Origin of the sequence: Frankia sp. CcI49, from assembly GCF_001983215.1 — a bacterium.
Classification (GTDB): domain Bacteria; phylum Actinomycetota; class Actinomycetes; order Frankiales; family Frankiaceae; genus Parafrankia; species Parafrankia irregularis.
Genome location: NZ_MOWP01000036.1, coordinates 146,176 through 170,609, shown reverse-complemented (window position 1 = coordinate 170,609; position 24,434 = coordinate 146,176). Strand labels below are relative to the sequence as shown.

General features: G+C 75.3%; 3 protein-coding genes. All 3 read right to left on the bottom strand.

The window, feature by feature from the left end; all coding sequences use genetic code 11:
* Nucleotides 1–18 precede the first annotated feature (18 nt).
* The 3 genes from CcI49_RS31870 to CcI49_RS44280 are packed head-to-tail and all read right to left on the bottom strand — an operon-like array spanning nucleotide 19 to nucleotide 24,403.
* Complete coding sequence (locus tag CcI49_RS31870) at nucleotides 19–2,466, bottom strand: acyltransferase domain-containing protein (RefSeq protein ID WP_131831261.1); 2,448 nt, start codon at nucleotides 2,464–2,466, stop codon at nucleotides 19–21.
* Nucleotides 2,463–13,733: a beta-ketoacyl synthase N-terminal-like domain-containing protein gene (locus CcI49_RS31865; protein WP_083749843.1), complete on the bottom strand. Its 11,271-nt coding sequence runs from the start codon at nucleotides 13,731–13,733 to the stop codon at nucleotides 2,463–2,465. Before CcI49_RS31865 ends, CcI49_RS31870 begins: the two co-directional genes overlap by 4 nt.
* Nucleotides 13,733–24,403, bottom strand: coding sequence for a type I polyketide synthase (locus tag CcI49_RS44280; RefSeq protein WP_076832858.1), 10,671 nt, complete (start codon nucleotides 24,401–24,403; stop codon nucleotides 13,733–13,735). The genes CcI49_RS31865 and CcI49_RS44280 overlap by 1 nt, the downstream gene beginning before the upstream one ends.
* Nucleotides 24,404–24,434: the final 31 nt, after the last annotated feature.

Below are 24,434 nucleotides of genomic sequence, written 5' to 3'. Positions count from 1 at the left end.
CAGCCCCGCCCGGTCCCGTCAGCCGCGGCCGGCGAGCACCTCGGCGGCGCCACGCATCAGGAACCCGGCGAGCTCATCCACATGCCGGTCACGCCAGCCCGCCAGTCGGGTGCCGCGGACGACGTCGTTGAACGCACCGAGCGCCGGCCCGCCACGGACCTGGAAGTTCAACGTCTCGGCGGGATCGCCGGCCCGGGCCCGACGCGCGCTCTCCGCGAGATACCAGCGCACGACCAGCACCATGCGCTGGCGGACGTCCTCACGGGCGCCGGCGAGCACGGCGGCCGACCAGCGGTCCGGATCGGCCGACAGCTCCTGCCACACGTCGTCCAGGTTGCGGCGGAACAGATCCTTCTCCAGCCGCTGGCGGTCCTCGGCGCACAGCGCCGCCAGTTCGCCATGCCGGCGATACAGCTCGTCGAGCCGGTCGGCACGCGCCGCGAACAGGCCGCCGCGCCGCAGCACCGGCACCCGGCCACCCAGCTCGAAGGAGTCGACGTCGGGAGCGGTGGTGAAGTCGGCGACTCCCGCACTCGCCAGGAGGTCCTTCACAAGGTCGCTGGTGTCCGCCTCGACCGTGCACTGGTTGACCGATCCGGTCAGGACGAACTCGGCGCCGAGCGCGAAGGCCGCGGCGACGGCCCGCGGGGAGCCCAGACCACCGGCGGCACCCACCCGTACCCGCCCGGCGGCCTGGTGCGCGTCCACCCCGCCACCCGCGGCGGCGCCCGCGCCGGCGCCTGCCCGGTCGCGCACCGCGCGCACAGCCGGCAGCAGCTCCAGCAGCCCCGGACCACCGCCTGCCCAGGGCTCGACGCACAGGTCGTCGGCCATCGGGAGGTCCGCGCCCAGCCGCACCTCCTCGGCGGTGAGCAGTCCGCGTGCCCGCAGGTCCGCGGCGACGGCAGGTGGGGGCGGGGCCAGGAAGCGGGTCGCCGCGTCCGGATGTGCCACCTTGACCAGCATCAGCCGCGCCGGGCGGGGACGTCCGTCCGGGCCGGGCCGCAGGCCGGCGAGGCGCAGCCGCACCAGCGCCGCCGTGGGCTCGGTGAAGCCGGCAACCTCCACATCCGGCACCTCGCCGCGCACCAGCAGGTCGGCGAGGTCCTCGTCGCGCCGAGGATGCCAGGGTGCCCGGGTGATGTTCGCCCCCCACGGCGCGTGCGCGGGCAGGGCCGCCCGCAGCCGTGCCAACTCGGCCGCGACCCGCTCCAGGGGAACGTCGGAGGTTCCGAGATAGCCGAGCAGCCCGGTGCCGGCCATCCGCAGCACGAGGCGGGCCGACCCGACGCCGGCCCCCATGCCCCCTGCCGCATAGGCGATCCGGGCCCGGTGCGCGCGGCACCAGGCCGCCGAGCCCGGAAACTCCGGATCGTGCGCCGCCGGGGCCGCCATGGCCACCGGGGCAGGTGGGAGCGCCTGGACCACCGGGCCGGGCTGAGCCCTCGGGCCGGGCTGGGCCACCGGAGCGGGCTGGGCCACCGGGGCCGCCGGCTCGCCGCGCGGGACCGGGTCGGAGCCGAGCCCGAAGGCCTCGTCGACCGTGGTGATCGTCCTGGTCTCGACGCCCAGGGCACGGAAGAACGAGGCCAACGCCGCGCGCGGGCCGACCTCGACGATGTGGCCGGCTGGTCCGGCCGCGGCGGCCAGCGTGCGCATGTCGTCCAGCCATCGCACCGGGCTCGTGATCTGGCGGGCGAGGTCGGCGGCGAACCGCCGGGGGTCGTGGAACTCGCCGGTCGCGTTGGAGACCACCGACGCCGCCCGCAGCGGATCGAGGTCGCCGGCCACCTCGGCCAGTCGCGCCGAGAACCGCTCCCCCGCCGGACGCATCAGCTGGGAGTGCGCCGGCACGCTGATCCGCAGCGGGATGAAGGTGAGGTCCGGGTGCGCGTCCGCGAGCACCGGGCGCAGGCCCGCCACCCGGCCGGCCAGCCCGCTGATCACCACCTGCTTCGGCGAGTTGTGGTTGGCGACCTCCACCCCGGCCGCCGTCACCAGGTCGAGCGCGCCCGACTCGGCGATGTCGTCGAGGATCAGCGCGGCCATCGCGCCCTGGTCCGCGGGCACCGCCTCCTGCATGGCGCCACCCCGGGCACGTACCAGCCGCACGGTGGGCGCGAACGGCAGCGCCCCGGCGGCCACCAGCGCGGTGAGCTCGCCGAGACTGTGTCCGCCGAAGAACCGCGGGGCCAGACCGAACTCGGCCGCCAGCACCCGGAAGACGGCGATCTCCATGGTGAGCAGGCAGGGCTGCGTGAACTCGGTGACATGCAGGCGCGGGTCGTCGGTGAAGCAGATCGCGCGGATGTCGATCCCGATGGCGTCCGAGGCCTCCTCGAACGCCGCCCGGGCGGCGGGAAACCGCTGGTGGAAGTCCTGGCCCATGCCCTGGCGCTGCGAGCCCTGCCCGGGAAAGACGACGACGTCCGCCCGCGACAGGGGTGGCCAGGTCTGGGCGGTCAACGCCCCTCCTCCGCCAGGGCGGGGCGACGGGCCGGGGCGGGATGATTCGGCGGCGGGATGTAGCCGACGTCCGCGCAGTGCTCCAGATAGCGGGTGACCAGGTCACCGATCGTGGGGCAGTTGATGCCCGCCGCACCCAGCAGGTTCCGGGTGTAGGTGGAGTCGGCGTAGGTGCTGCGGTCGTAGTGCTCGGGCCCCCAGGTCTCGACGCCGTACTTCACCATCTCGATCATCTGGCTGGCATAGGGTTCGGCGGTCCCGTTCGCGGAACCGATCGCGGTCCCGTTCGCGGAACCGTTCGCGGAACCGTTCGTGCTGGCACCCGGTCGGAAGAGCGCCTCGACGGCATGCCGGTGGTACTCGTCCACGCTCAGCGGCGCGATGTAGTACCCGTGCTCGCGGATCATCCGGTAGACCTCGCCCAGACTGCAGATGTCCGGGTTCGTCAGATGGTAGGTCTCGCGGTAGCTGGGCCGGCGCAGCGCCAGGTGCAGCAGGCCGGTGCTGACGTAGTCCACCGGCGAGATGTCCCAGTATGTCGACGCGTCCAGGTAGTAGCCGGTGTCGACGGCCGTCCTGATCAGGTCGTAGTAGACGCCCTTGACCGTCACCTCGCTGAACGGATAGCGCCCGGTGTCGCCGGTGCCCATGATGTTGCCCGGACGGAAGATGTTCCATACCAGGCCCCGCTCCGAGGCAGCCCGGATCAGTTTCTCCGCGTGGTACTTCGTCTCCTGGTACGGCAGATGGTCGTAGCCCTGGCCGAGTTCCAGGTCATCCTCGGTGAACGGCCGGTTCGCGTCGAGCTGCCAGTCGCCCAGCGCACTGAAGCTGGACACGTGGACGAGATAGCGGTGCCGGGTCCGCAGGCTGAAGTCGATGATCCGCTGGACACCGTCGACGTTCACCGCGCTCAGGGAGTCGTAGAAGGTGACCAGTGTGGTCCGCGCCGCCACGTGGATGGTGACGTCCACGTGCGCGGCGAGCTCGTCGAGGGCCGCCGCGCTCAGGCCGAGGTCGTCCTGGCTGACGTCCCCCAGGACGACCGAGACGCGCTGCGCGAACTCGTCGACCAGCAGCTGCTCCTGGTCGTAGACCTGCAGGAAGTACTGGACGCGCTCCCGCGCGGCCTGTTCGTCGCGGCCGCGCACCAGGCAGGTGATCCGCGCCGAGGTCTCGGTGAGCAGGTCGTACAGCAGCCGTCCGCCGAGCACCCCGGTGACCCCGGTGACGAAGACCGACTCGACGGGAAACGGCTCCGCCCGAACGACCTTCGCCGGGCTCAGCGCCGGTGCGGTGAGGATCCTGGTCATCTCGTCGGCAGCCGCCCCGCCCGCGTCGTTGCCCCCGATGTAGCCGCCGGCGACGACGTGGTCCACGAAGGAGCCGATGGTCGTGCACTCCTCGATCAGTGTTCCGGGTATGCGCACGCCGTAGTGCTTCATCACCCGGTTGAGCATCCGGACMACCACCACCGAGTCGAAGCCGTAGTCGAGGAAGTTCGTGTCCTCGGTGAGCTCGTCGACCGGATAGCGCGTCAGGTCCGCGAAGATCGCCTTGACCTGGACGACCAGGTCCTGCCGGACCTCGTCGTCGCCACGCCCGACGTTCGGCGTCGATGTAGGCGTCGGTGTCGGTGTCGGCGCCTCGGTCAGGGGCGGGACCGGGTTCCGCATCGGGCTCTGGGCCTGAGGCTGGGAGTGGGGCTGGGCCGGGATCCGGGCCGGAGCCGGGATCTGGCCCGGGGCCGCAGGCCGGGCCGGGGCTGAGGCCTGGCCCGGGGTTCCGGAGCGGCGGAACTCGTCGCCCTCGACCCAGTGCCGGTCGGCCGCGAACGGGTAGGTCGGCAGGCTGACGACGCGTCCTCGCAGCGGCGCCCAGACCTGCTCCCAGTCGATGGCCCAGCCCTGCGTCCACAGGTCGGCCAGCCGGTGGGTGTGCCCCGCCTCCCGCAGCGACCGCAGGTAGGCCCGGTCGGGCTCGCTGTCGCCGCCGTGGTCGACGTGCGCCGCGACGACTCCGGTACGCACCCGGCCGTCCGGCGTGCCGGCCAGGAAGGCCTCGATCGCCTCGGCCGCCTCCTGGTGCGTGCCCGCGACGATCGCCAGCCGGTGCTCGAAGGATTCCCGACCGACCATCAGTGTCCAGGCGATGTCGACGAGAGGAAGCCGCCGGCCCTCCGGGGAGCCGAGGAACGCGGCCAGCCTCGTCGCCTGTTCACGCAGCCGTTGCGGGTCTCGCGCGGACAGCAGCACCGGCGTCGGCCCCGTCCACGGCGAGCCGGTGGCGGCCGGGTGCTGGCCGCGCCCGAGGCCGTCGGGGCCGGTCACGGGATCGCCGAGGATGACATGCGCGTTGGAGCCGCCGGCCCCGAACGAGCTGACCGCGGCGAGGCGCGGCTGCCCGGTGGCGGCACGCGGCCACGGCCGTGCGTCCCGCGCCACGGTGAAGGGGCTGCCGGCGAAGTCGATGTGGGGATTCGGCGGGTCGGCGTGCAGCGTCGGCGCGATGGTCTCGTGGTGCAGCTGCAGCAGCGTCTTCGCCACCCCGGCCAGACCGGCGGCCGCCTCCAGGTGACCGATCGCGGACTTGACGGAGCCGATCGCGCAGTAGCCGCGGTCGTCGGTTCCGTCCCGGAAGGCCGCGGTCAGGGCGCTGACCTCGATCGGATCGCCGAGTGCCGTGCCGGTGCCGTGTGCCTCCACGTAGCTGAGCGCCCGCGGGTCGACGTCCGCCTTCGCCAGCGCGTCGCGGACGAGGGCCGCCTGGGCGACCGGGTTGGGCACGGTGAACCCGTTGGTCCGGCCGTCCTGGTTGACCGCCGTGGCGCGGATCACGCCGTAGACACGGTCCCCGTCCTCGCGGGCGTCGGCGAGCGGACGAAGCAGCAGTGCCACCACGCCCTCCCCGGGCACGTAGCCGTCTCCGCCGGCGCCGAAGGTGCGGCACCGGCCGTCGGTCGACGCCCATCGCCCGGACCCCAGCAGCAGGTACTTGCCCGGATGGATCGTGACGTTCACCCCGCCGGCCAGCGCGTAGGCGCTCTCGCCCCGGCGCAGGCTCTCGCACGCCAGGTGCAGCGCGGTGAGCGAGGACGAGCAGGCGGTATCGACGGCCATCGACGGCCCGTCGAATCCGCAGTGGTAGGAGACCCGGTTCGCCACCGCCCAGTACGGGGCGACGGGTGCTCCCGCGACCGCCTGGTACTCCCCGTAGGTGACGCCGACGAAGACGGCCGCGTCGCGCTGGCCGCGGCGGCGGGCCGCACGGCGGATCCGCTCGGGCGGGCTGCCGGCGTCCTCCATCGCGGCCCAGGCGACTTCGAGAAACAGCCGTTGCTGGGGATCCATCAGGTCGGCATCGCGGGGAGCGATGCCGAAGAACCTGGCGTCGAAGCGGTCGACGTCGTCGAGGAACCCGCCCCAGCGGGCGTAGGTCGCGCCAGGTTCATCCTGGTTGGTACTGAGATAACGGGAATGGTCCCAGCGCTGCGGTGGAACCTCGGTGATGCAGTCGCGCCCGGCCAGCAGGTTCGCCCAGAACGCCTGGTTGTCGGCGGCGCCGGGGTAACGCCCGGCCATGCCGACGACGGCGATGTCATCCGGCCGGTCCACCATCGCCGGCCGTGCGGGGTGCACCGCCACGGCCGACCCCACCGGCTCCGGGCGCCGCGCCACCGTCGCGACGGGCGTCGGCATGACCGGGGCCGCCATGGCGATCCCGGTCGGCACAGCGATCCCGGTCGGCACAGCGGCCCCGGTCTGCCCGGCACCCCCGGCCAGCACAGCGCCGCTGGTCGGCGCGGCGCCCGCTCGGGCGTCGGGGCCCGGCAGGTCCGGCTCCGGTGGGACGAACGCCGCGACGAGCTGGTCGGCGCGAGTGGTCGCGAGATGGGCGGCGAGGGCGCTGATGGTCTGGTGCTCGAAGAACAGGGTGGACGGCAGCGGTCCGAGCACCGCCTCCAGCCGGGACATCAGCCGTGCGATGAGAACCGACTCGATGCCGTAGTCCTGCAGGGGAGCCTTCGGCCGGATTCGATCGGCGGGAATGCGGGCCTCGGCTGCCAGCGTGTCGAGCAGGAAGCGCTCGGCGAGCGCGGTGAGGTCCCGCGGCGGCACAGGCCCGCGGGTGGGCGCCGGAACGTCGGCGCCCACCGCGACGGCGGCTGCGGGCGCAGACACAGGCGCAGGAGCGGATGCGGGGAGAGGAACGGGAACGGTAGCGGTACGGCTCCACTCGCCGGATGCGACAGTGTCCACCAGCTGGCGCAGCGACGTCCGCACGGTGAGCACACCGGGCGGGAGATCCAGCCCCAGTGCCTCGCCGAGGCGGCCGGCGAGCCGGGCCCGGCCGGGGCCGTCGAACCCGAGATCCGTCGACGAGGCCTCCCGGTCGAGCTGGTCACCGGCAAGCCCCAGCTCGGTCCCGGCCAGATCCAGCACAACCGGCCAGACCAGCTCGGACGGCACCCCTCCCACCGGCACCGATGCCGCTGCCGGTACCGGCCCGGGTACCGGCTCCGCCGGCTGGGGCCGCAGGCCCGGTGCCGGATGGTTCGGGTCGTCGGCGGACGGGATCCAGCACCGTTCGCGGGCGAAGGCGTACCCCGGCAGGTGCGTCCGACGCGGCGGTGTTCCCTGGTACAGCCCGGCGAAGTCGTACTCGGCGCCGTCGGCCCAGGCCGCGGCGACGACAGCCGGATCAGCCCCCGAGGTCAGCCGCTCGGCCGGCGGTACCGGGCGGTCGGGGTCGACCCGGCCCCGCACACTGTCCGGGCCGGTGCTCCCACGCGCCGCCTGCTCGAGCTCCGCCCGCAGCCGGGCGACGGACCCGGCCCGGACGGCGAGGCGGTGCTCGTGCGAGGCCCGCCCGAGCTGGGTGGTCGCGGCCAGGTCCGCGAGGGCGACCGAGGGCGTTCCGTCCAGGAACCGCAGCAGCTGCCGAGCACCGTCCCGGAGGCTGTCCTCGGTTGCCGCCGAGAGCAGGACCAGGGCCGGGTCGGACGGCCGCGCGAACGGCGCGCGGGTCGGCGGCCGGGTCTCGCGATGCTCCTCCAGGACGACGTGGGCGTTCGTCCCGCTGAAGCCGAAGGAGCTGACGACCCCCCGGCGCGGCTGCGGCGCCTCCCACGGCAGCAGCTCCGTGTTGACGAAGAACGGCGTCGCCGAGAAGTCGATCAGCTCGTTGGCCTGGTCGAAGTGCAGCGAGGGCGGAACACGCCGCTCGCTGAGCGCCAGCAGGACCTTGATCACTCCAGCCACACCGGCCGCGTGGGACGTGTGGCCGATGTTCGACTTGACGGATCCGATCGGCACCGTCGCGACACCTGGCCGGGGCTCGGAGGTGCCACCGAGCCGGCCGCCCCCGGCGGTCCTGAAGGCGGCGTTGAGCGCCTCGATCTCGATCGGGTCGCCGAGGCGGGTACCGGTGCCGTGCGTCTCGACGTAGCCGATGGTCGCCGGATCGATCCCGAACCGGCGGTACACCTCGACCAACAGCTCGGTCTGGGACCGCGCGCTCGGCGCGGTGATGCCGTTGGTGCGGCCGTCCTGGTTGACCCCCGTGCCCTTGATCACGCCGTGGATCGGATCGCCGTCGGCGAGCGCCCGGGCCAGCGGCTTGAGCACCATCACACCGACGCCCTCGCTCATCACGATGCCGTCGGCGGCGGTGTCGAACGGTCGGCAGCGGCCGGTCGGCGACAGCATGCCGATCGACGAGGTGAGCAGGTGGTGCTCGATCGTGGCGAAGACCGTCACCCCGCCGGCCAGGGCGAGCTCGCACTCACCGGCCGCCAGGCTCTGGCAGGCCTGGTGCAGGGCCACCAGCGAGGACGAACAGGCGGTGTCGACGCCGACGGTCGGGCCGGTGAGATCGAGGTGGTAGGCGACCCGGGCCGGCAGGATCGCCGGCGAGTTCCCGGTGAACACGTGGGGCGAGCCGAAGTAGCCGCAGTCGCGGATGAGCTGCAGGTAGTCGGACGGCGGAGCTCCGACGAACACCCCGGTCCGCGACCGGCGAAGCTGACGGGCATCCAGGCCGGCGTCCTCGATCGCGTTCCAGCTCTCCTGCAGGAACACCCGCTGCTGCGGGTCCATGAGCTCGGCCTCGGCGGGGACGATCCCGAAGAACAGCGGGTCGAACCGGTCGACGTCGGCTATCTGGCCGCCCCAGCGCGAGTAGGTCCGGCCCGGCGCCGGCGGCCACGGCTGGAAGTGGTCGGCGAGGTTCCAGCGGCCCGGTGGGATCTCGGTGATCGCGTCGTGGCCGGTGACCAGGTTCCGCCAGAACTCGCGGTAGTCGGCCGCGCCCGGGTACCGCGCCGACAGGCCGATCACCGCGATGTCGACGACGTCCGTGTCACCACCGCGGCCCGCCGCCACCGACGTGCCGGACGCCGCCTCCGACGCGCGCGGGCCGGACGCCGTTGCCTGCGATGGCGCGGGAACCGCGGTGGTCGGGTGCGCTGGAACCGGCGGGGGCGCTGGAACCGGCGGGGGCGCTGGAACCGGCGGGGGCGCTGGAACCGGCAGGTGCGTTGGAACCGGCTGGATCGCCGGAACGGGCGGGGGCGCGGGACGAGCCGTGACGGGCTCGGCGGCCGCGGGCTCGGGACGTCCCCCCTGGGCGAGCGCGAACGCCGCCAGGGCACGCACCGACGGATGGTCGAAGATGACCGTGGCGTTGATGTCGACGGCCAGGCTGGAGTTGATCCGCTCGACGATCCGCACCGCGAGGATCGAGTCCACCCCGTACTCGGCGAACGACGCGGTCGGGCGCACCTCGGTCACCGGCACGCCGAGCTCGTCCGCGACGATCTCGGCGACCGCCCGCTCCACGGCGTCGGAGTCCGGCTGTGCCTGGACGTCCTGCGCCCCGCGCCCCGGCGACGGGGCCCGCCCGGTCACCTCGCCGGCCGGGATGACGAGGAGACGATGGCTGCTGGACGGATCGGCGGTGAGCCCCTCGCCGTAGGCACGGAGCTCGCCGAACCCGGTGCGCAGCGCGCTCGCCCGCCAGCCGTCGACGGAGAGCAGCGGCGAGTCGGGCAGCCGGTGCTGCGGGTCGCGGTACAGATGCCAGCCGTCCAACAGGCCGATGGTGCAGGCCATGATGTCGTGGTTCTCGACCGCCTCACCGAGAACGAGCAGGCCGTCGTCGGCGAGCAGCGCACGGACCCGGCGCATCGCCGCGTCGATGTCGGCGACCGCGTGCAGGGCTCCGACCGCCAGCACGACGTCGAAGCCACCGAGCTCGAAGCCCTGGGCGGCCGGGTCGTTCTCGATGTCCAGGACGCGGAACCGGGCGAAGGGGTGCTCAGCGCCGAAGGTTCGCCGGCCGTGCGCGACGAAGCTGCCACCGATGTCGGTGTAGTGGTACTCCAGCTCCACGCCGGCGGCGGCGAGCGGCGCCAGCGCGGCCAGCACCTGATGCGAGGTTCCGCCGGTGCCCGCGCCGATCTCCAGGATGCGTACGGGTCGACGGCCCCCGGAACCGGAACCGGCCGCTGGCCCGGCATCCGCCGTCCTGGCGCGGGCCGCCGCGGCGACGAACCGGGCCACCAGGGAGCTGTAGAAGTCGTAGACCCGGTTGCCGCGGTAGATCCCCGCCATCAGATCCATGCTGGCGCCGGGGAACAGCACCTCGGTGGCCGGCCGGACCCCGCGCAGGACGTCGGGGTAGGCGTCGAGGCAGACGTCGAGCAGCCGGAGGAACGGGGCTACCTGGGGATGGCGCGCCATCAGCTCGGCTCGCCGGAGGTCGACGTCGTCGGCCAGCCCGGCGGGATGAAGCAGACCGTCACGCTCGTACAGCAGGCCGTGCCGGCGCAGCACCCGCAGGCAGACGTCCAGGAACCGCTCGAACCGGTCCGTGACGCCGAGCAGCCGGCGCAGCTCAGGCGCGGTCGCGCCGTCGGCGGGCAGGCCCATGCCCCGCAGCCGACGGAGTACGGCGCCGGCCGCGTGGGCGCCGAGCATCGGATAGGCCGCTTCCAGCTCCTCCGCCACGGGCACGAGGCCGGCCTCGAACGGCTCACAGGCGGCGTCGAGGAACGTCATCACCGCGGGTCTCCTCCTTTGCTCGGGCGCGTGCTCCGGCACGCTGTTCTCCGGGGTGCTGTTCTCCGGGGTGCTGTGCTCCGGGGCGCTGTGCTCCAGCACGGGCGAGTCAGGGGGTCCGGTGCGCGCATCGAGGTCGATCCAGAACCGAGAGGTCTCGAACGGGTAGCCGGGCAGCGCGCGGCGCCGACCCGGCCCGCCGTTGACCGCCGCCCAGTCGACGGCGCCCCCGCCGGCCCAGCGCCGCGCGACGTCCGTCAGGTCGCCGCGGCGGTAGCTGTCGGCGATCACGTCCGTCTCGCCGCCATCGGCGGTGGGCTCACCCGCCCGGCCGGTGAACACCTCGCCCCCATCGCCCGTGCCACCCGCACCATCCGCGCCCGCGAGGAATACGGACAGCCGCTCGGCCGCCTCGGCCGGCCCGGACGCGACAAGGGCCAGCCGGGCGGGCAGCGCGGGACGTCCGACCTGCAGGGTGCGGGCGAGATCAGCGAAGGGCACGGATCCCGCCGCCGCCACCTGCCGGAGATGATCGGCGATACGGGCGGCGTGCACCCGCAGCCGCTCCTCGGTGGCGGCGGAAAGCACGACGACCTCCGGGCCCGCCGGCCCGGCCACACCAGGCCCCGCCACACCAGGCCCCGCCACATCAGATGCGGCCGCATCAGGCGCGGCGCCACCGGGCAGCACGGTCGGAGCACCGGGATCCGGTTGCTCCGGGTACTCCTCCAGCACGGCGTGCGCGTTCGTGCCACCCGCGCCGAAGGAGCTCACCCCGGCCCGGCGGGGCAGCTCGCCGTCCGCGTCACGAAGGCGCGGCCAGGCCAGCCGCTGTTGGGGGACCTCCAGCACCGTGCCGAGGTCCATGTCCGGGTTCGGCACGTCCGAGTGCAACGACGGCACGATCACGCCGTGCCGCAGCTGCAGGAGGGTCTTCGTCAGGGCCGCCATCCCGGCAGCGGGCTCAAGGTGGCCGATGTTCGACTTCACCGAGCCGAGAGCGCACGGTGCCGCCCGGGGACCGGCCGCGTCGAGCACCAGGCGCAGGCCGGCGACCTCGACCGGGTCACCCAGCGCGGTGCCGGTACCGTGCGCCTCGACGTACCCGGCGGTGGCCGGATCCACCTCGGCCCGCTCCCACGCCCGGCGGATGACGTCGGCCTGCGCGGCCGGCTGCGGCACGAGGTAGCCGGCGCCGGTGCCGCCGTGGCCGACCGCGGTTCCGCGGATGATCCCGTAGACGGTGTCGCGGTCCGCGAGCGCCGCGGACAGCGGACGCAGCAGCAGCGCGCCGACCCCCTCACCAGGCTGGTAGCCGTCGCCACCGGCGCCGAACGAGCGGCACCTGCCGTCCGAGGAGGGCAGGTTCATCCGGTCGAGCAGGGCGAACTTGTCCGGGTGCAGCACCAGGTTCACCCCGCCGACCAGGGCGGCGTCGCACTCCCCGAGCAGGAGTGCCTGGCAGGCCAGGTGCAGCGCRGCCAGCGAGGACGAGCAGGCCGTGTCGACCGTCAGGCTCGGCCCGGTGAGGCCGAGGGCGTAGGAGACACGGTTGGCGATGGACGACAGTCCCGAGGTGACCGTCTGGGGAGCGCCGCGCAGGGTCGCCTCGACGCCGCGCAGCCGGTAGTCCGTCCAGCTCGCGCCGACGAACACCCCGGTGGTACCGCTCGCGGCGGCGAGGTCGGCGGGCACGTGCCCGGCGTGCTCCACGGCGGCGTAGGCGGTCTGCAGGAACAGGCGTTCCTGCGGGTCCATGGCGGTCGCCGTGCTCGGGGGGATGCGGAAGAACCGCGGGTCGAAGGCCTCGGCGTCGGTGAGGAAGGCCCCGGCGCCGTGTGGTGACGATCCGGCCGTCGGGTAGTCGCCGACGCGCCATCGGGATGGTGGCACCGCACCGCTGGCATGGTGGCCGCGTTCGAGGTTGCGCCAGAACTCGTCCAGGTCAGCCGCGTCCGGGTAGCGGCCGCTCATTCCAACGACGGCGATCTCGAACCCGCCCGCGCGCGCCCGCCCGGGCCGCTCGGACGGGGCCTGCTGCCAGCCCGGCCCGGTCGGGCCGGGCTGACGGGGCTGGTTGGACTGGCTGCGCTGACTCGGCTGGCTGGGCCACCGCGGCGGCTGAGCACGCCACGCCCCGCCCTGATCGGACGGATCACGCCGGGGCGCCGTCCCGTTGCGCTCCGGTGCCCCGGCCAGGTGGGCGGAACCGCCCGGGGAGCCGAACGCGAGGCCTTCCACACTCGCGACGGGTGTCCCGGCCGTGTCGTAGAGGGTCAGCCGGGCCTGCCCACCACGGCCTCCGGCGGGACGGGCGTCGACGTACAGCGTGGTGAGGGCGTCCGGGCGGTCCGCCCCGGCCGCCACCCAGATCCGCACCCGGTCGATGCCGGCGAGCGGTGTCAGACCGGGCTGGACGCCGCCGCCGGCGGCGGTCGCAGCGGGCTCGCCGAACCCGGCAGAACCGGCGAACCCGGCGGAACCGGCGGAGGTGACCGCGATGGCCGCCTCCAGCAGGGCCGGATGCAGCAGGAACCCGTCCGAACGGCCCAGCGCGGCCGCGCCGAGCCGGACCTCGGCCAGCACCCGTTCACCGACCCGCGCACAGGCCCCGCCCGCCCGCATGAAGCCCTCGTAGTCGACGCCGGCGCCCGCGAGCCGGTCGTAGACCGTGTCGAGGGCGACGCTGTCGGCGCCGGCCAGCACCCGGCGGACCTCGTCGAGCGCCAGCGGCCCCGGCCGCGCGCCGGAATCGGCCGGGAGCACGGCGCAGACCACCCGCAGCGTCTCGGCTCCGCCCGGCACCGCACCGCCCGGCACCGCACCGCCCGGCACCGCACCGCCTGGCGCGGCATCAGCCCGGCTCGTGATCCGCATCCGCTGCCCGCCGCCGTCCGGGCGGCAGCGCAGCAGCAGCCGGTGGTCCGCGTCATCCGTCCCGGACAGCGGTTCGGCGAACCGGACGTCCCGCAGCTCGACCTGCGCCGTCCGCCGCCCGCTGGCAAGCGCCGAGCGGTAGATCGCGTCCAGGTAGGCGGCGGCGGGCAGCGTCGGGACACCGTGGCGCCGATGGTCACACAGCACCGGGTCGCCCGCCCGGAGCAGCGTCTGGACGTCGGCGATCCCCGGCGTCACGGCGGAGGGGCCCGCCACCGCGCCGGTATCCGTCCCGGCTGGCGCGTCCGTCCGGGCTGGTGCTTCTGGCATCACAGCGGCTCCAGCTGAAGTTGGGGCGACTCCCCCGCGACAGCGGGAGGATCGACGGTCGGAAGGTCCGCGATCAGGCGGCGGGCCAGCGCGTCGGCGGTGGGGCACTCGAAGACGAGCGTCGCGGGCAGCCGAAGCCCGGTGACGGCGGTGAGGTGGTTGCGCAGCTCCACCGCCATCAGGGAGGTGAGGCCCAGTTCCAGCAGCGGTGCGTCGGGGTCGACCGCGCCGCTGGAGTCATGTCCGAGAACGGTGGCGACCGCGCCGCGCACCAGGTCGGTCGCGGCGCCGAGGCGCTGCGCCGGCGAGAGCATGGCAAGGCGCCCGAACCCGGTCGCGGCCGGTCCGCCGCCCACCCCCGCCGAGCCGTCGGTCCTGGCACCGCCCATGGGGTCCGCCCCGGTGTCGGATGGCACGCCCGACACCGGGCGGGGCGCCGCGCCGGACCGCGGGGAGGGCACGGTGTGGGAGGTCGGGCCGGGGCCGTCGCCCACCCGCGCGGGTACCGGCGTGACCGCGCTGGACGGCCGGCCCCGTAGCACCGCCGGCCGGCCGAGCGGGCCGGTGAGCGCCGTGTCGTCGAGGCGGATCGGCACCATCACGGCCCGGTCGACCCTCCGGGCCAGGTCGTACAGGGCCAGTCCTTCGTCCGTGCGCAGCGGTGCCGCCCCCAGGCGCCGCATCCGCCTCAGGTCGCTCTCGGCGAGGGCGCTCGCCATCCCGGCCGCCGCCCAGGGACCCCAGGCCAGGGACCGGGCCGGTCGGCCCGCGGCCCGGCGCCGCGCGGCCAGGGCGTCGAGGAACGCGTTGGCCGCGCCGTAGGCCGCCTGACCGGGGCTGCCGATGGTCGCCGCCGCCGACGAGAACAGGGTGAACTCGGCCAGCTCTACGCCGCGGGTCAGCTCGTCGAGGTGGACGGCCGCGTCGGCCTTGACCGCCAGCACCCTGCGCAGCTGGTCGGCGGTGAGGCCGGTGAGCAGCGCGTCGTCCACGACTCCGGCGGCGTGCACGACGCCGGTGAGCGGGTGCGCCGGGTCGACGGTGGCGAGCACGGCCGCGAGCTGCTGGCGGTCCGTGACATCACAGCCGACCAGCCGTGCCGTGGCGCCCAGGCCGGCCAGCTCGGCCCGCAGGGCCTCGACGCCTGGCGCGCGGTCCGCCCGCCGGCTGACCAGCAGCAGATGCCGGACCCCGTGGCGGATGACCAGGTGCCGTGCCAGCGCGGCCCCGAGCGCACCGGTACCCCCGGTGATCAGGACCGTGCCCTGGGGGGCCAGCGCCGGCGCCGGGCCCGCCTCGGCACCGGGGACGGGCGCCAGCCGAGGTGCCAGCATCCGGCCCGCACGGACCGCGAGCTGCGGCTCGTCCGAGGCCAGGGCATCCGGCAGCAGCGCCCGGCTGGCCGGGTCGCCATCGAGATCGACGAGGACGAACCGGTCGGGATGCTCCAGCTGGACGGCGCGCAGGAAACCCCAGATCACGGCCTGGGCGGGGTCGGGAGGATCATCGCCGGCGGCGACGGCGCACGCCCGTGAGGTCACGATCGCCAGCCGGGACCCCTCGTGCCGCTCGTCGTCCAACCACCGGCGGGCCCTGTCCCACGCCCAGCCGGCGAGCCGATGGCCCGCCGCCCGCAGCAGTTCCGGATCGTCGGCGAACGTGCCCGTGTCGGGGGCGAACGCCACGGCGGGCGCCACCACCGCGCCCGGCGTGGGCGCCCCGCCGACGGGATCCCAGTCGAGTGCGTGCAGCGGACCGGCCGCGCCGCGCAGGGCGTCCGGGTTGATCGCCCGGACCGTCAGGGACGTCACGAGCGCGGCCGGGCGCCCGGCGCTGTCGGCCAGCTCCATGCGGATGCCGTCGGCGCCGGCCGCGGTCAGCCGGGCCCGCAGGAACGGCACACCGACGGTTCGCACCCGCACGCCGGCCACCGCGAACAGGACCGGGACCGCGTCGCCCGACGCTCCGCCGGCGGAACCGCCGCCGGCGCCACCACCGGCACCGAACGCCTCGAGCTGGACATGGCCCGAGGAGTCCAGCAGAGCCGGGTGGATGTCGTAGCGGTCCGCCGTCGGGCCGTGCTCGTCGGGCAGCCGTACCTCGGTGAACCACTCGTCGCCGCGCTGCCAGGCCGCGCGCATGCTGCGGAAGGCCGGGCCGAAGGTGTACCCGCGCTCACGCAGCCGGCCGTACAGCTGGTCCGCGTCGACGGGCCTGGCCCCCGGCGGCGGCCAGGACGCCTCCCCGGAGGACTCCCCGTCGTCTCGCCCGGCCGGCCAGCCGTCCACGCCCGCCGCGGAGGCCAGGACGCCGACCGCGTTGGGCGTCCAGATCTCGGGCTCGGCGCCCGCCGGGTCGGGGCGGGTGTGCACCCGCACCCCGCGCCGGCCGTGGGCGTCCGGCGGATCGATCCAGACCTGGACCCGCACCGCCTGGACGTCCCCGAGCACCACCGGGTTCTGGAAGGTCAGCTCCTCGACCCCGCCGGCGCCGACCTCCCGGCCGGCCCGCAGTACCAGCTCGACGAACGCGAGTCCGGGCACCACGATGGTGCCCCGCACGGCGTGGTCAGCCAGCCACGGATGCTCGGCCAGCGAGTACCGGCCGGTGAACAGCCAGCCGCCGGACGCGCCGATGAGGGTCGCGGTCTCGAGCACGGGATGGTCGAGCCGCCGCGCGCCGCCGGCATCCGACCCCACGGTCACGGCACTCTCCCGCCCACCGGCGTGCCGCCCGCGAGGGCCGGGCCGACCACCGGCGGGCAGCCAGTGACGCTGGCGCTGGAACGGGTAGGTGGGCAGCTCCACCGGCCGCCGCCCGGCGGCCGGTGTGTCGCTCAGCTCGACCGGTACCCCGTGCACATGCAGCGCGGCGAGGGTCGCCGCCAGCGCCCGAGGCTCGGGCCAGGGCGGGCGCAGTGCCGAGAGGCGCAACGGTGCCGCGGCACCGAGCGGGGCGGCGCCGCGGCCCGGCGCACCGGTGCTGCCGCCGGGATCACTCCCGAGGGCATCCAGACACGAGTCGACCATCGAGGTGAGAACGCCGTCCGGCCCCAGCTCGACATAGGCGGTGACACCGCGCTCGGCGAGCCATCGGACGCCGTCACCGAAACGGACCGCCGCCCGGGCGTGCCGCGCCCAGTACTCGGGCGGCGGAACAGCCTCCAGCGGGGCGCCGGTCACCCCCGAGACGATCGGCACCCGCGGCGGGGACCAGGTGCATTCCGCGGCGACGCGGGTGAACGCGGTGAGCATTCCGTCCATGTGCGGGGAGTGGAAGGCGTGGCTGACCGCGAGCCGGCGGGTTCGGCGCCCCCGGGCCGCCCACCCGGCCACGATCTCGGCCACGGCGTCCGCGTCACCCGAGACCACGACGGCCGACGGCCCGTTCACCGCGGCGAGGGCCACCTGCTGCTCCCGGCCCGCCAGCTCCAGGCCGATCTCGTCCTCCGACGCCTCGATCGCGGCCATCGCGCCCGTCGCCGGCAGCGCCTGCATGAGCCGTCCCCGCGCCGCGACCAGGCGGGCCGCGTCCGGCAGCGACAGCATTCCGGCCACATGGGCAGCCGTCAGCTCGCCGACGGAATGGCCGATGAGGTGGCGGGGCCGCACGCCGCGGGACGTCATCAGGTCGTGCAGCGCCACCTCCAGCGCGAACAGCGCCGGCTGCGCGTACTCGGTGCGCTCCAGCGCGGCAGCCGCGGCCGAACCCGGCGCTGCCAGCAGGACGTCGTGCAGGGGATGGTCCAGGTGCGGGGCGAAGGCCGCACAGACCCGGTCCAGCGCCTGGGCGAAGACGGGCTCGGTGGCGTACAGGCCACCGCCCGCGCCGGCACGCTGGCTGCCCTGGCCGGTGAACAGGAAGGCGACCACCGGCTCGGTGCGGGCGACTCCGGCCGCACCGACCGCCGGTGGTCCGCCGGCCGCCACGGCGGCGAGCCCGGCCAGCAGCCGCTCGTGGTTCTCGGCCACCACGGCGGCCCGGTGGGACAGCTGGGCGCGGCCCGCCGCCAGGGTGTGCGCCACGTCGGCGAGCGCCGGGCCGTCGACCCGGTCGGCCAGGTGCGCACCCAGCCTCTCGGCCTGGGCACGGAGCGCGGCGGCTCCCCGGCCGGACAGCGGGACGACCACCGGCCGGCCCGGTCCGGCCGGCGCCTGTTCCGGGAGCGGCGGCGCCTGTTCCGGGAGCGGCGGCGCCTGTTCCGGGAGCGAGGGCGCGTCTTCCGCGATCGCCGGGGCCTGTTCGAGGATGACGTGGGCGTTCGTGCCGCTGATCCCGAACGCGGAGACACCCGCGCGGCGGGGCCGGTCGTGGGCCGGCCAGGGCACCGGGCCCGTGAGCAGCCGCACGTCGCCGGCCGACCAGTCGACGTGGGGGGTCTCGGCATCCACGTGCCGGGTTGCCGGCAGCACCTCCCGCCCCAGCGAGAGCACCATTTTGATCACCCCGGCCACACCGGCCGCGGCCTGGGTGTGCCCGATGTTCGACTTGAGCGTTCCCAGCCACAGCGGATGCCCGGGCGGTCGGCCCTGGCCGTAGGTGGCCAGCAGGGCGTGCGCCTCGATCGGGTCCCCGAGGGTGGTGGCGGTCCCGTGTGCCTCGACCACGTCCACATCGGCCGGGCCGAGCCGGGCGTCGGCCAGTGCGGCTCGGATCACCGCCTCCTGCGACGGTCCGTGCGGCGCGGTCAGGCCGTTGCTGGCGCCGTCCTGGTTGACCGCCGAGCCGCGGATGACCGCGAGCACCGGATGCCCGTGCGCCACCGCGTCGGACAGCCGTTCGAGCAGCACCATGCCGACGCCCTCACCCCAGCCGGTGCCGTCCGCGGAGGCGGCGAACGCGTGACAGCGCCCGTCGGAGGACAGCCCGCCCTGCCGGGCGAACTCGACGAACGGGGTCGGCGTGGCCATGACGGTCGCCCCGCCGGCCAGCGCCAGCGTGCACTCGGCGCGGCGCAGCGACTGACAGGCCAGATGCAGTGCGACCAGCGAGGACGAACACGCGGTGTCGATCGTCATCGCCGGGCCGGAAAGGCCCAGGCAGTAGGCCACCCGCCCGGCGGCGACCGCCGGTGAGCCGCTGGTCAGCCGATATCCCTGGTACTCCTCGGCGGCGTCGGCCAGCCGCTCGCCGTAGTCCTGGGAGACCAGTCCGACGAACACGCCGGTGGGGGTTCCGCGCAGCGAGGACGGATCGACACCGGCACGTTCGACCGCCTCCCACGACGTCTCCAGCAGAAGGCGCTGCTGGGGGTCGATGGTCGCGGCCTCGCGCGGGCTGATCCCGAAGAAGGCCGCGTCGAAGTCGCCCGCCCCCGCGAGGAAGCCGCCCACCACGGCATCCGCGTCCGGCCGGAGCGCCCGGAGCTCCGCCAGCGCCGAGTCCCAGCCACGCTCGGCCGGCACCTCCGTCATCGGGTCCCGACCCGACGTGATCAGCTCCCACAGGGCGTCCGGGGTTTCCACCTCCCCCGGGAAGCGGCACCCCATGGCCACGATGGCGATCGGCTCATCCCCGGCGTCCCCGCCGTCCCCGCCGCGACCGGGCGGGACGTCCACCGATGACCCGGTCGCGCCGCCCACGGGCAGGCCGCCGGACACGGGCAGGCCGCCGGACACGGACGGGCCGCCGGACACGAGCGCGGTCAGGTGCGCCGCGAGTGCTCGTGGCGTGGGGTGATCGAAGACGAGCGTCGTCGGCAGGCGCAGCCCGGTCGCCGCCGCCAGCCGGTTGCGGATCTCCACGGCGGTCAGCGAGTCGACGCCTGTCTCCCGCAGCGCTCTCGCCGCCGGCACGGCCTCCGTGCCGCGATGCCCGAGCACGTCGGCCACCAGGGCACGGACGAGATCGAGGACCTCCGGCTCCCGCTCACCGACCGGCAGGGCCGCCAGCCGCGCTGCCAGCGCGCCGGCACCGGCGCCCGTGCCGCCGCCGTCCCGGCCACTGACGCCGTGCCCGCTGACGCCACCGCCGTGACCGTTGGCGATGTGGAGGACATCCTGCTCGCCGGTCGCCAGCTCGGCCTCGATCGCGGCCAGCAGGGTGCTCTGCCGGGTGGCGGTGAAGCCGGCGGTGAAGGCGCTCCAGTCGATGTCGGCGACGACGAGGTCCGGGCACGTGTCGTTCAGGGCCGCGTCCAGCGCCAGCAGGGCCCGCGCCGGGTCCATCGCGACCATGCCGTGCCGGCGCAGCCAGCGGCCCGTCTCGCCGCCGCCCATGCCCTCCTCGTCCCACAGCCCCCAGGCGACGGAGGTGGCGGGCAGCCCGCGGGCCCGGCGATTCGCGGCGAGCGCGTCAAGGCCCGCGTTCGCCGCCGCGTAGGCGGCCTGGCCCCCGGACCCCCACACGCCGGCACCCGAGGAGAACAGGACGAACTCCGTCACGCCGCTGTCGGATCCGAACAGGTCGTCCAGTGCCACCGCGCCGCCCAGCTTGGCCGCGCCGGCGTGCGCCAGGTCGTGCGGTCCCAGCTGCCCGACCTCGGTGGCCGCCGCCGCACCGGCGGTGTGGTAGACCGCGTCGACGGGTCCGGCCTGTTCCAGCAGGCGGGTGACCGCGGCGCGGTCCCGCAGGTCCACGGCCACGACACGCGCCTCGGCGCCCAGCCCCCGCAGCCGCTCGACCAGGTCGCCTGTGCCGGCCGCCGCCGTTCCGGCCCGGCTGGCCAGCACCAGGCGCCGCACCCCGCGCCGGGCCAGGTGCTCGGCGACCCGGCGGCCGAGCGCACCGGTGCCGCCGGTGACGAGGGCGCATTCCGGCGGCGGGCCCGGGCGCCACCCGCCCCGTGCCGGGTGGCGCACCAGGCGACGCACCAGCACGCCGGACGGACGCAGCGCCACCTGGTCCTCGTACCGCCCGCCGGCACCGTCGGCGTCGCCGTCGGCACCATCGCCGGCACAAACAGCGGCGGCGGCCGCCAGGACGGCGCGCAGCTGGGCCGCGGTGCGCTCGTCCGGCACCTCGGGCAGGTCGACCAGGCCACCCCAGCGGCGCGGCTGCTCAAGGGCCACCACACGTCCGAAGCCCCAGATCGTCGCCTGGGCCGGGTCCGCGGGACGGTCCAGGCGCCCGGTGGTGACCGCTCCCCGGGTCAGGCACCACAGCGGTGCCGCCCAGCCCAGCTCGCCGAGCGCCCGGACGAGCGACGACGTGGCGCCGAGACCGTCGGGCACCCCGTTGACCGGCACCGGCGCCGGGTCGGCCGCCAGCAGTGACACGACCCCGACCGGCGCGGCGGCGCAGGCCGCCCCCAGTGCCCTGACCAGATCACGCTGGTCGGCGGATCGGACTGCCACCGGCAGCCTCACCACCTCGGCGCCCGCGCCGGCCAGCGCGCGTTCGCACCAGCCGGCCAGCGAGCCGCCGTCCGCACCGTCGCCGCCGTCCGCACTGTCCAGGCCAGCCACGCCGGTCGTGTCGGCCGTGTCGGTCACCAGCAGCCAGGTTCCGCCGCCCGTCCGACGGCCCGCGCGAAGCGGGGCGGTGGGCGGCGGGGCGGTGGGAACGGTGTGCGATTCCCAGACGACGCGGTAGCGCCAGCCGTCGACGACGGCGCGATCGTCGGCGCGCCGCCGCCAGCCGGCGATCGCGGCAAGCGTCTCCGCGAGCCGCTGCGACCCGGCCTCGTCGACCGCACCGGCACCGCCGGGCAGCTCGAGCGCGCCCGGTTCCTCCTCGCCGAGCAGCGCGGCGAAGGCCTCGGCGTCGCCGGACTCGACCACCGACCAGAACACGTCGTCCCGCCGGGACCGAGGTGCCCGCGACGGCCCGGCCGGGTCGGGAACCGTCCGGCGCGCCTGCGGCGCAGGCCAGTAGCGGCGGTGTTGGAAGGCGTAGGTCGGCAGCTCGACCGGCGGCTCGGCACCCGCGGGGACGAACGGCGGCCAGCTCACCGGGACGCCGCTGACATGCGCCTCGGCCAGGGAGCGCGCCAGGCGATGCGGCCCGCCGTCGTCCCGCCACAGGGTGGCCAGCACCACCTGGTCCTGGTAGCCCTCGGCCTCGCCCGTCGCCGCGAGCCCGGCGGTGAGCACCGGATGCGGGCTCACCTCGACGAACACGTCGTGGCCGTCGGTAAGCAGCCGCCTGGTCGCGCCGTGCAGGTCGACCAGGCCGCGCAGGTTGCGGAACCAGTACCCGGCGTCCAGCTCCGTCCCGTCGCACGGCTGGCCCGTGACCGTGGAGTAGACGGGGATCTCGCCGGACCGCGGGCGAAGCCCCGCCAGGTCGGTGAGCAGCCGCGCGCGGATCCGCTCGACCTGCGGCGAATGCGAGGCGTAGTCCACGGGCAGCAGGCGGTTGCGGACGTCCCGCCCGTCGCAGGCGGCGGCCAGCCGTGCGAGCGCCTCGGACCCGCCCGACACGACGGTCGCCGCGGGCCCGTTGACGGCCGCCACCGCCAGCTCGTCCGCCCAGGGCGCGAGGAGGCGTTCGACATCCTCGCGCGGCGCGGCGATAGAGAGCATGCCGCCCCGCCCGGACAGTGCCGACAACGCGCGGGCCCGGCACGCCACCACCCGCGCCGCGTCCTCCAGGCTGAGGACCCCCGCGACACAGGCGGCGGCGATCTCGCCCTGGCTGTGGCCGACGACGGCGTCCGGTGTGACCCCGTGGGCCCGCCACACCTCGGCGAGGGCGACCATGACCGCGAACAGGGCGGGCTGGACGACGTCCACCCGGTTCAGGTCGGGCGCCTGCGGCCGGCCACGCAGGACGTCGAGCAGCTCCCATCCGGTGTGCGGCGCGAGAGCGGCGGCGCACTGCTCGATCCGCCGGGTGAACGGTTCCGAGACGCCGAGCAGCCCGCCGGCCATGCCGGCCCACTGCGTCCCCTGCCCGGGGAAGACGAACACCGTGCCGGCCCGGGACGTCACCACACCCGCCGCCCCGCCGGAGCCGGCCGGGCTGGTCGCCCCCGTACCCGTTCCCGTCCCCGTCGCCGGCCCCGCCGGGCCCGTCACGAGGCCGGGTGCGGGGTGACCCGCGGCGAGCGCGTCGAGGCCCTCGCGGAGCTCGGTCGCGTCCCGGCCGAGCACGACCGCGCGATGCTCCAGCGAAGCGCGGCTGACGGCCAGTGCGTGCGCGATCGCGCCCGGGCTGGCCGACGCCCCCGCACCGGTGTCCAGGTGGTCGGCGAGCCGGGCGGCCTGGTCACGCAGGGCCGCCGGCGAGCGTGCCGACAGCAGCCAGGGAACGACCCCGGGAGCGGGCGTGCCGCCGGGCACGGCTGCGTCGCCGGGCACGGGTGCGTCGCCGGTGATCACCGGCTCGGACTCGGGCGCCTGTTCCAGAATCAGGTGGGCGTTGGTGCCGCTGATCCCGAACGAGGACACTCCGGCCCGCCTCGGCTGGTCGGGGCGCCGCGGCCAGGGCGTGCTGTCCGTGAGCAGGGCCAGCGGACCGCCGGCCCAGTCGATGTGCGGGCTCGGCGGGTCGGCGTGCAGGGTCGGCGCCAACACCCCCGACCGCATCGACATGATCATCTTTATGACACCGGCGACCCCCGCGGCCGCCTGCGCGTGCCCGATGTTCGACTTGAGTGAGCCGAGCCAGAGCGGCTGGCCGGCCGGCCGGTCCCGGCCGTAGGCGGCCAGCAGCGCCTGTGCCTCGATCGGATCGCCGAGCGCCGTGCCGGTTCCGTGCGCCTCGACGGCGTCGACGTCACCGGGGCTCAGCCCGGCGTCCGCCAGGGCCTGGCGGATCACCCGTTCCTGGGCCGGGGCGCTCGGCGCGGTCAGGCCGTTGCTCGCGCCGTCCTGGTTGACCGCGCTGCCCCGGATGAGAGCCAGCACCTGATGGTTGTTGCGGCGTGCGTCCGACAGCCGCTCCAGCACCAGGACGCCGACACCCTCACCGAGACCGAACCCGTCGGCCGCGGCGCCGAACGCGCGGCAGCGGCCGTCGGGCGACAGTGCCTGCTGCCGGCTGAACTCCACGAACGAGGTCGGCGTCGCCATCACCAGCGCCCCACCGGCCAGCATCAGGTCGCTCTCACCGCGCCGCAGTGACTGACAGGCCAGGTGCAGGGCCACCAGCGAGGACGAGCACGCCGTGTCCACGGTGATCGCCGGCCCCTCGAGACCGAGGGTGTAGGCGACCCGGCCGGAGGCGACGCTCAGCGTGCTGCCGGTGAGCACGTATCCCGCCAGCTCGCCGCCGGCTCCGGCGTCGGTGACCCGGCTGTCGAAGCCCTGGTGGATGACGCCGAGAACGACCCCGGTGGACGTGCCGCGCAGCGAGGTCGGGTCCGTTCCGGCACGTTCCACCGCCTCCCACACGGTCTCCAGCACCAGCCGCTGCTGGGGATCCATGGCGGCCGCCTCACGCGGGCTGATGCCGAAGAACTCCGCGTCGAAGTCGGCGACTCCGTCGAGGAACCCGCCCGTCTCCGGACAGTTCCCGCTTCCGCCCGGCTGCGCGGAACCGAGCCGAGCCAGGTCCCAGCCGCGGTCGGCGGGGATCTCGGAGACGACGTCGCGCCCCTGCGCCGCGATCCGCCACAGGTCCTGCGGGGAACGGACGCCGCCGGGGTAGCGGCAGCCGATTCCGACCACGGCGACCGGCTCCCGCAGGCCGGACTCGGCCCGCTCCAGCCGGGCGCGGGTGTTGTGCAGCTCCGTCGTCACCCGACGGAGGTAGTCCAGCAGTCGTGTGCGCTCCTGCGTTTCCATACCGGGGCCTCACCGCACTGTGCTCGACGGA

Coding starts and splice junctions, on each gene's coding strand:
- CcI49_RS44280 (WP_076832858.1), bottom strand. CDS start 24,403: ATGGAAACGCAGGAGCGCACACGACTGCTGGACTACCTCCGTCGGGTG.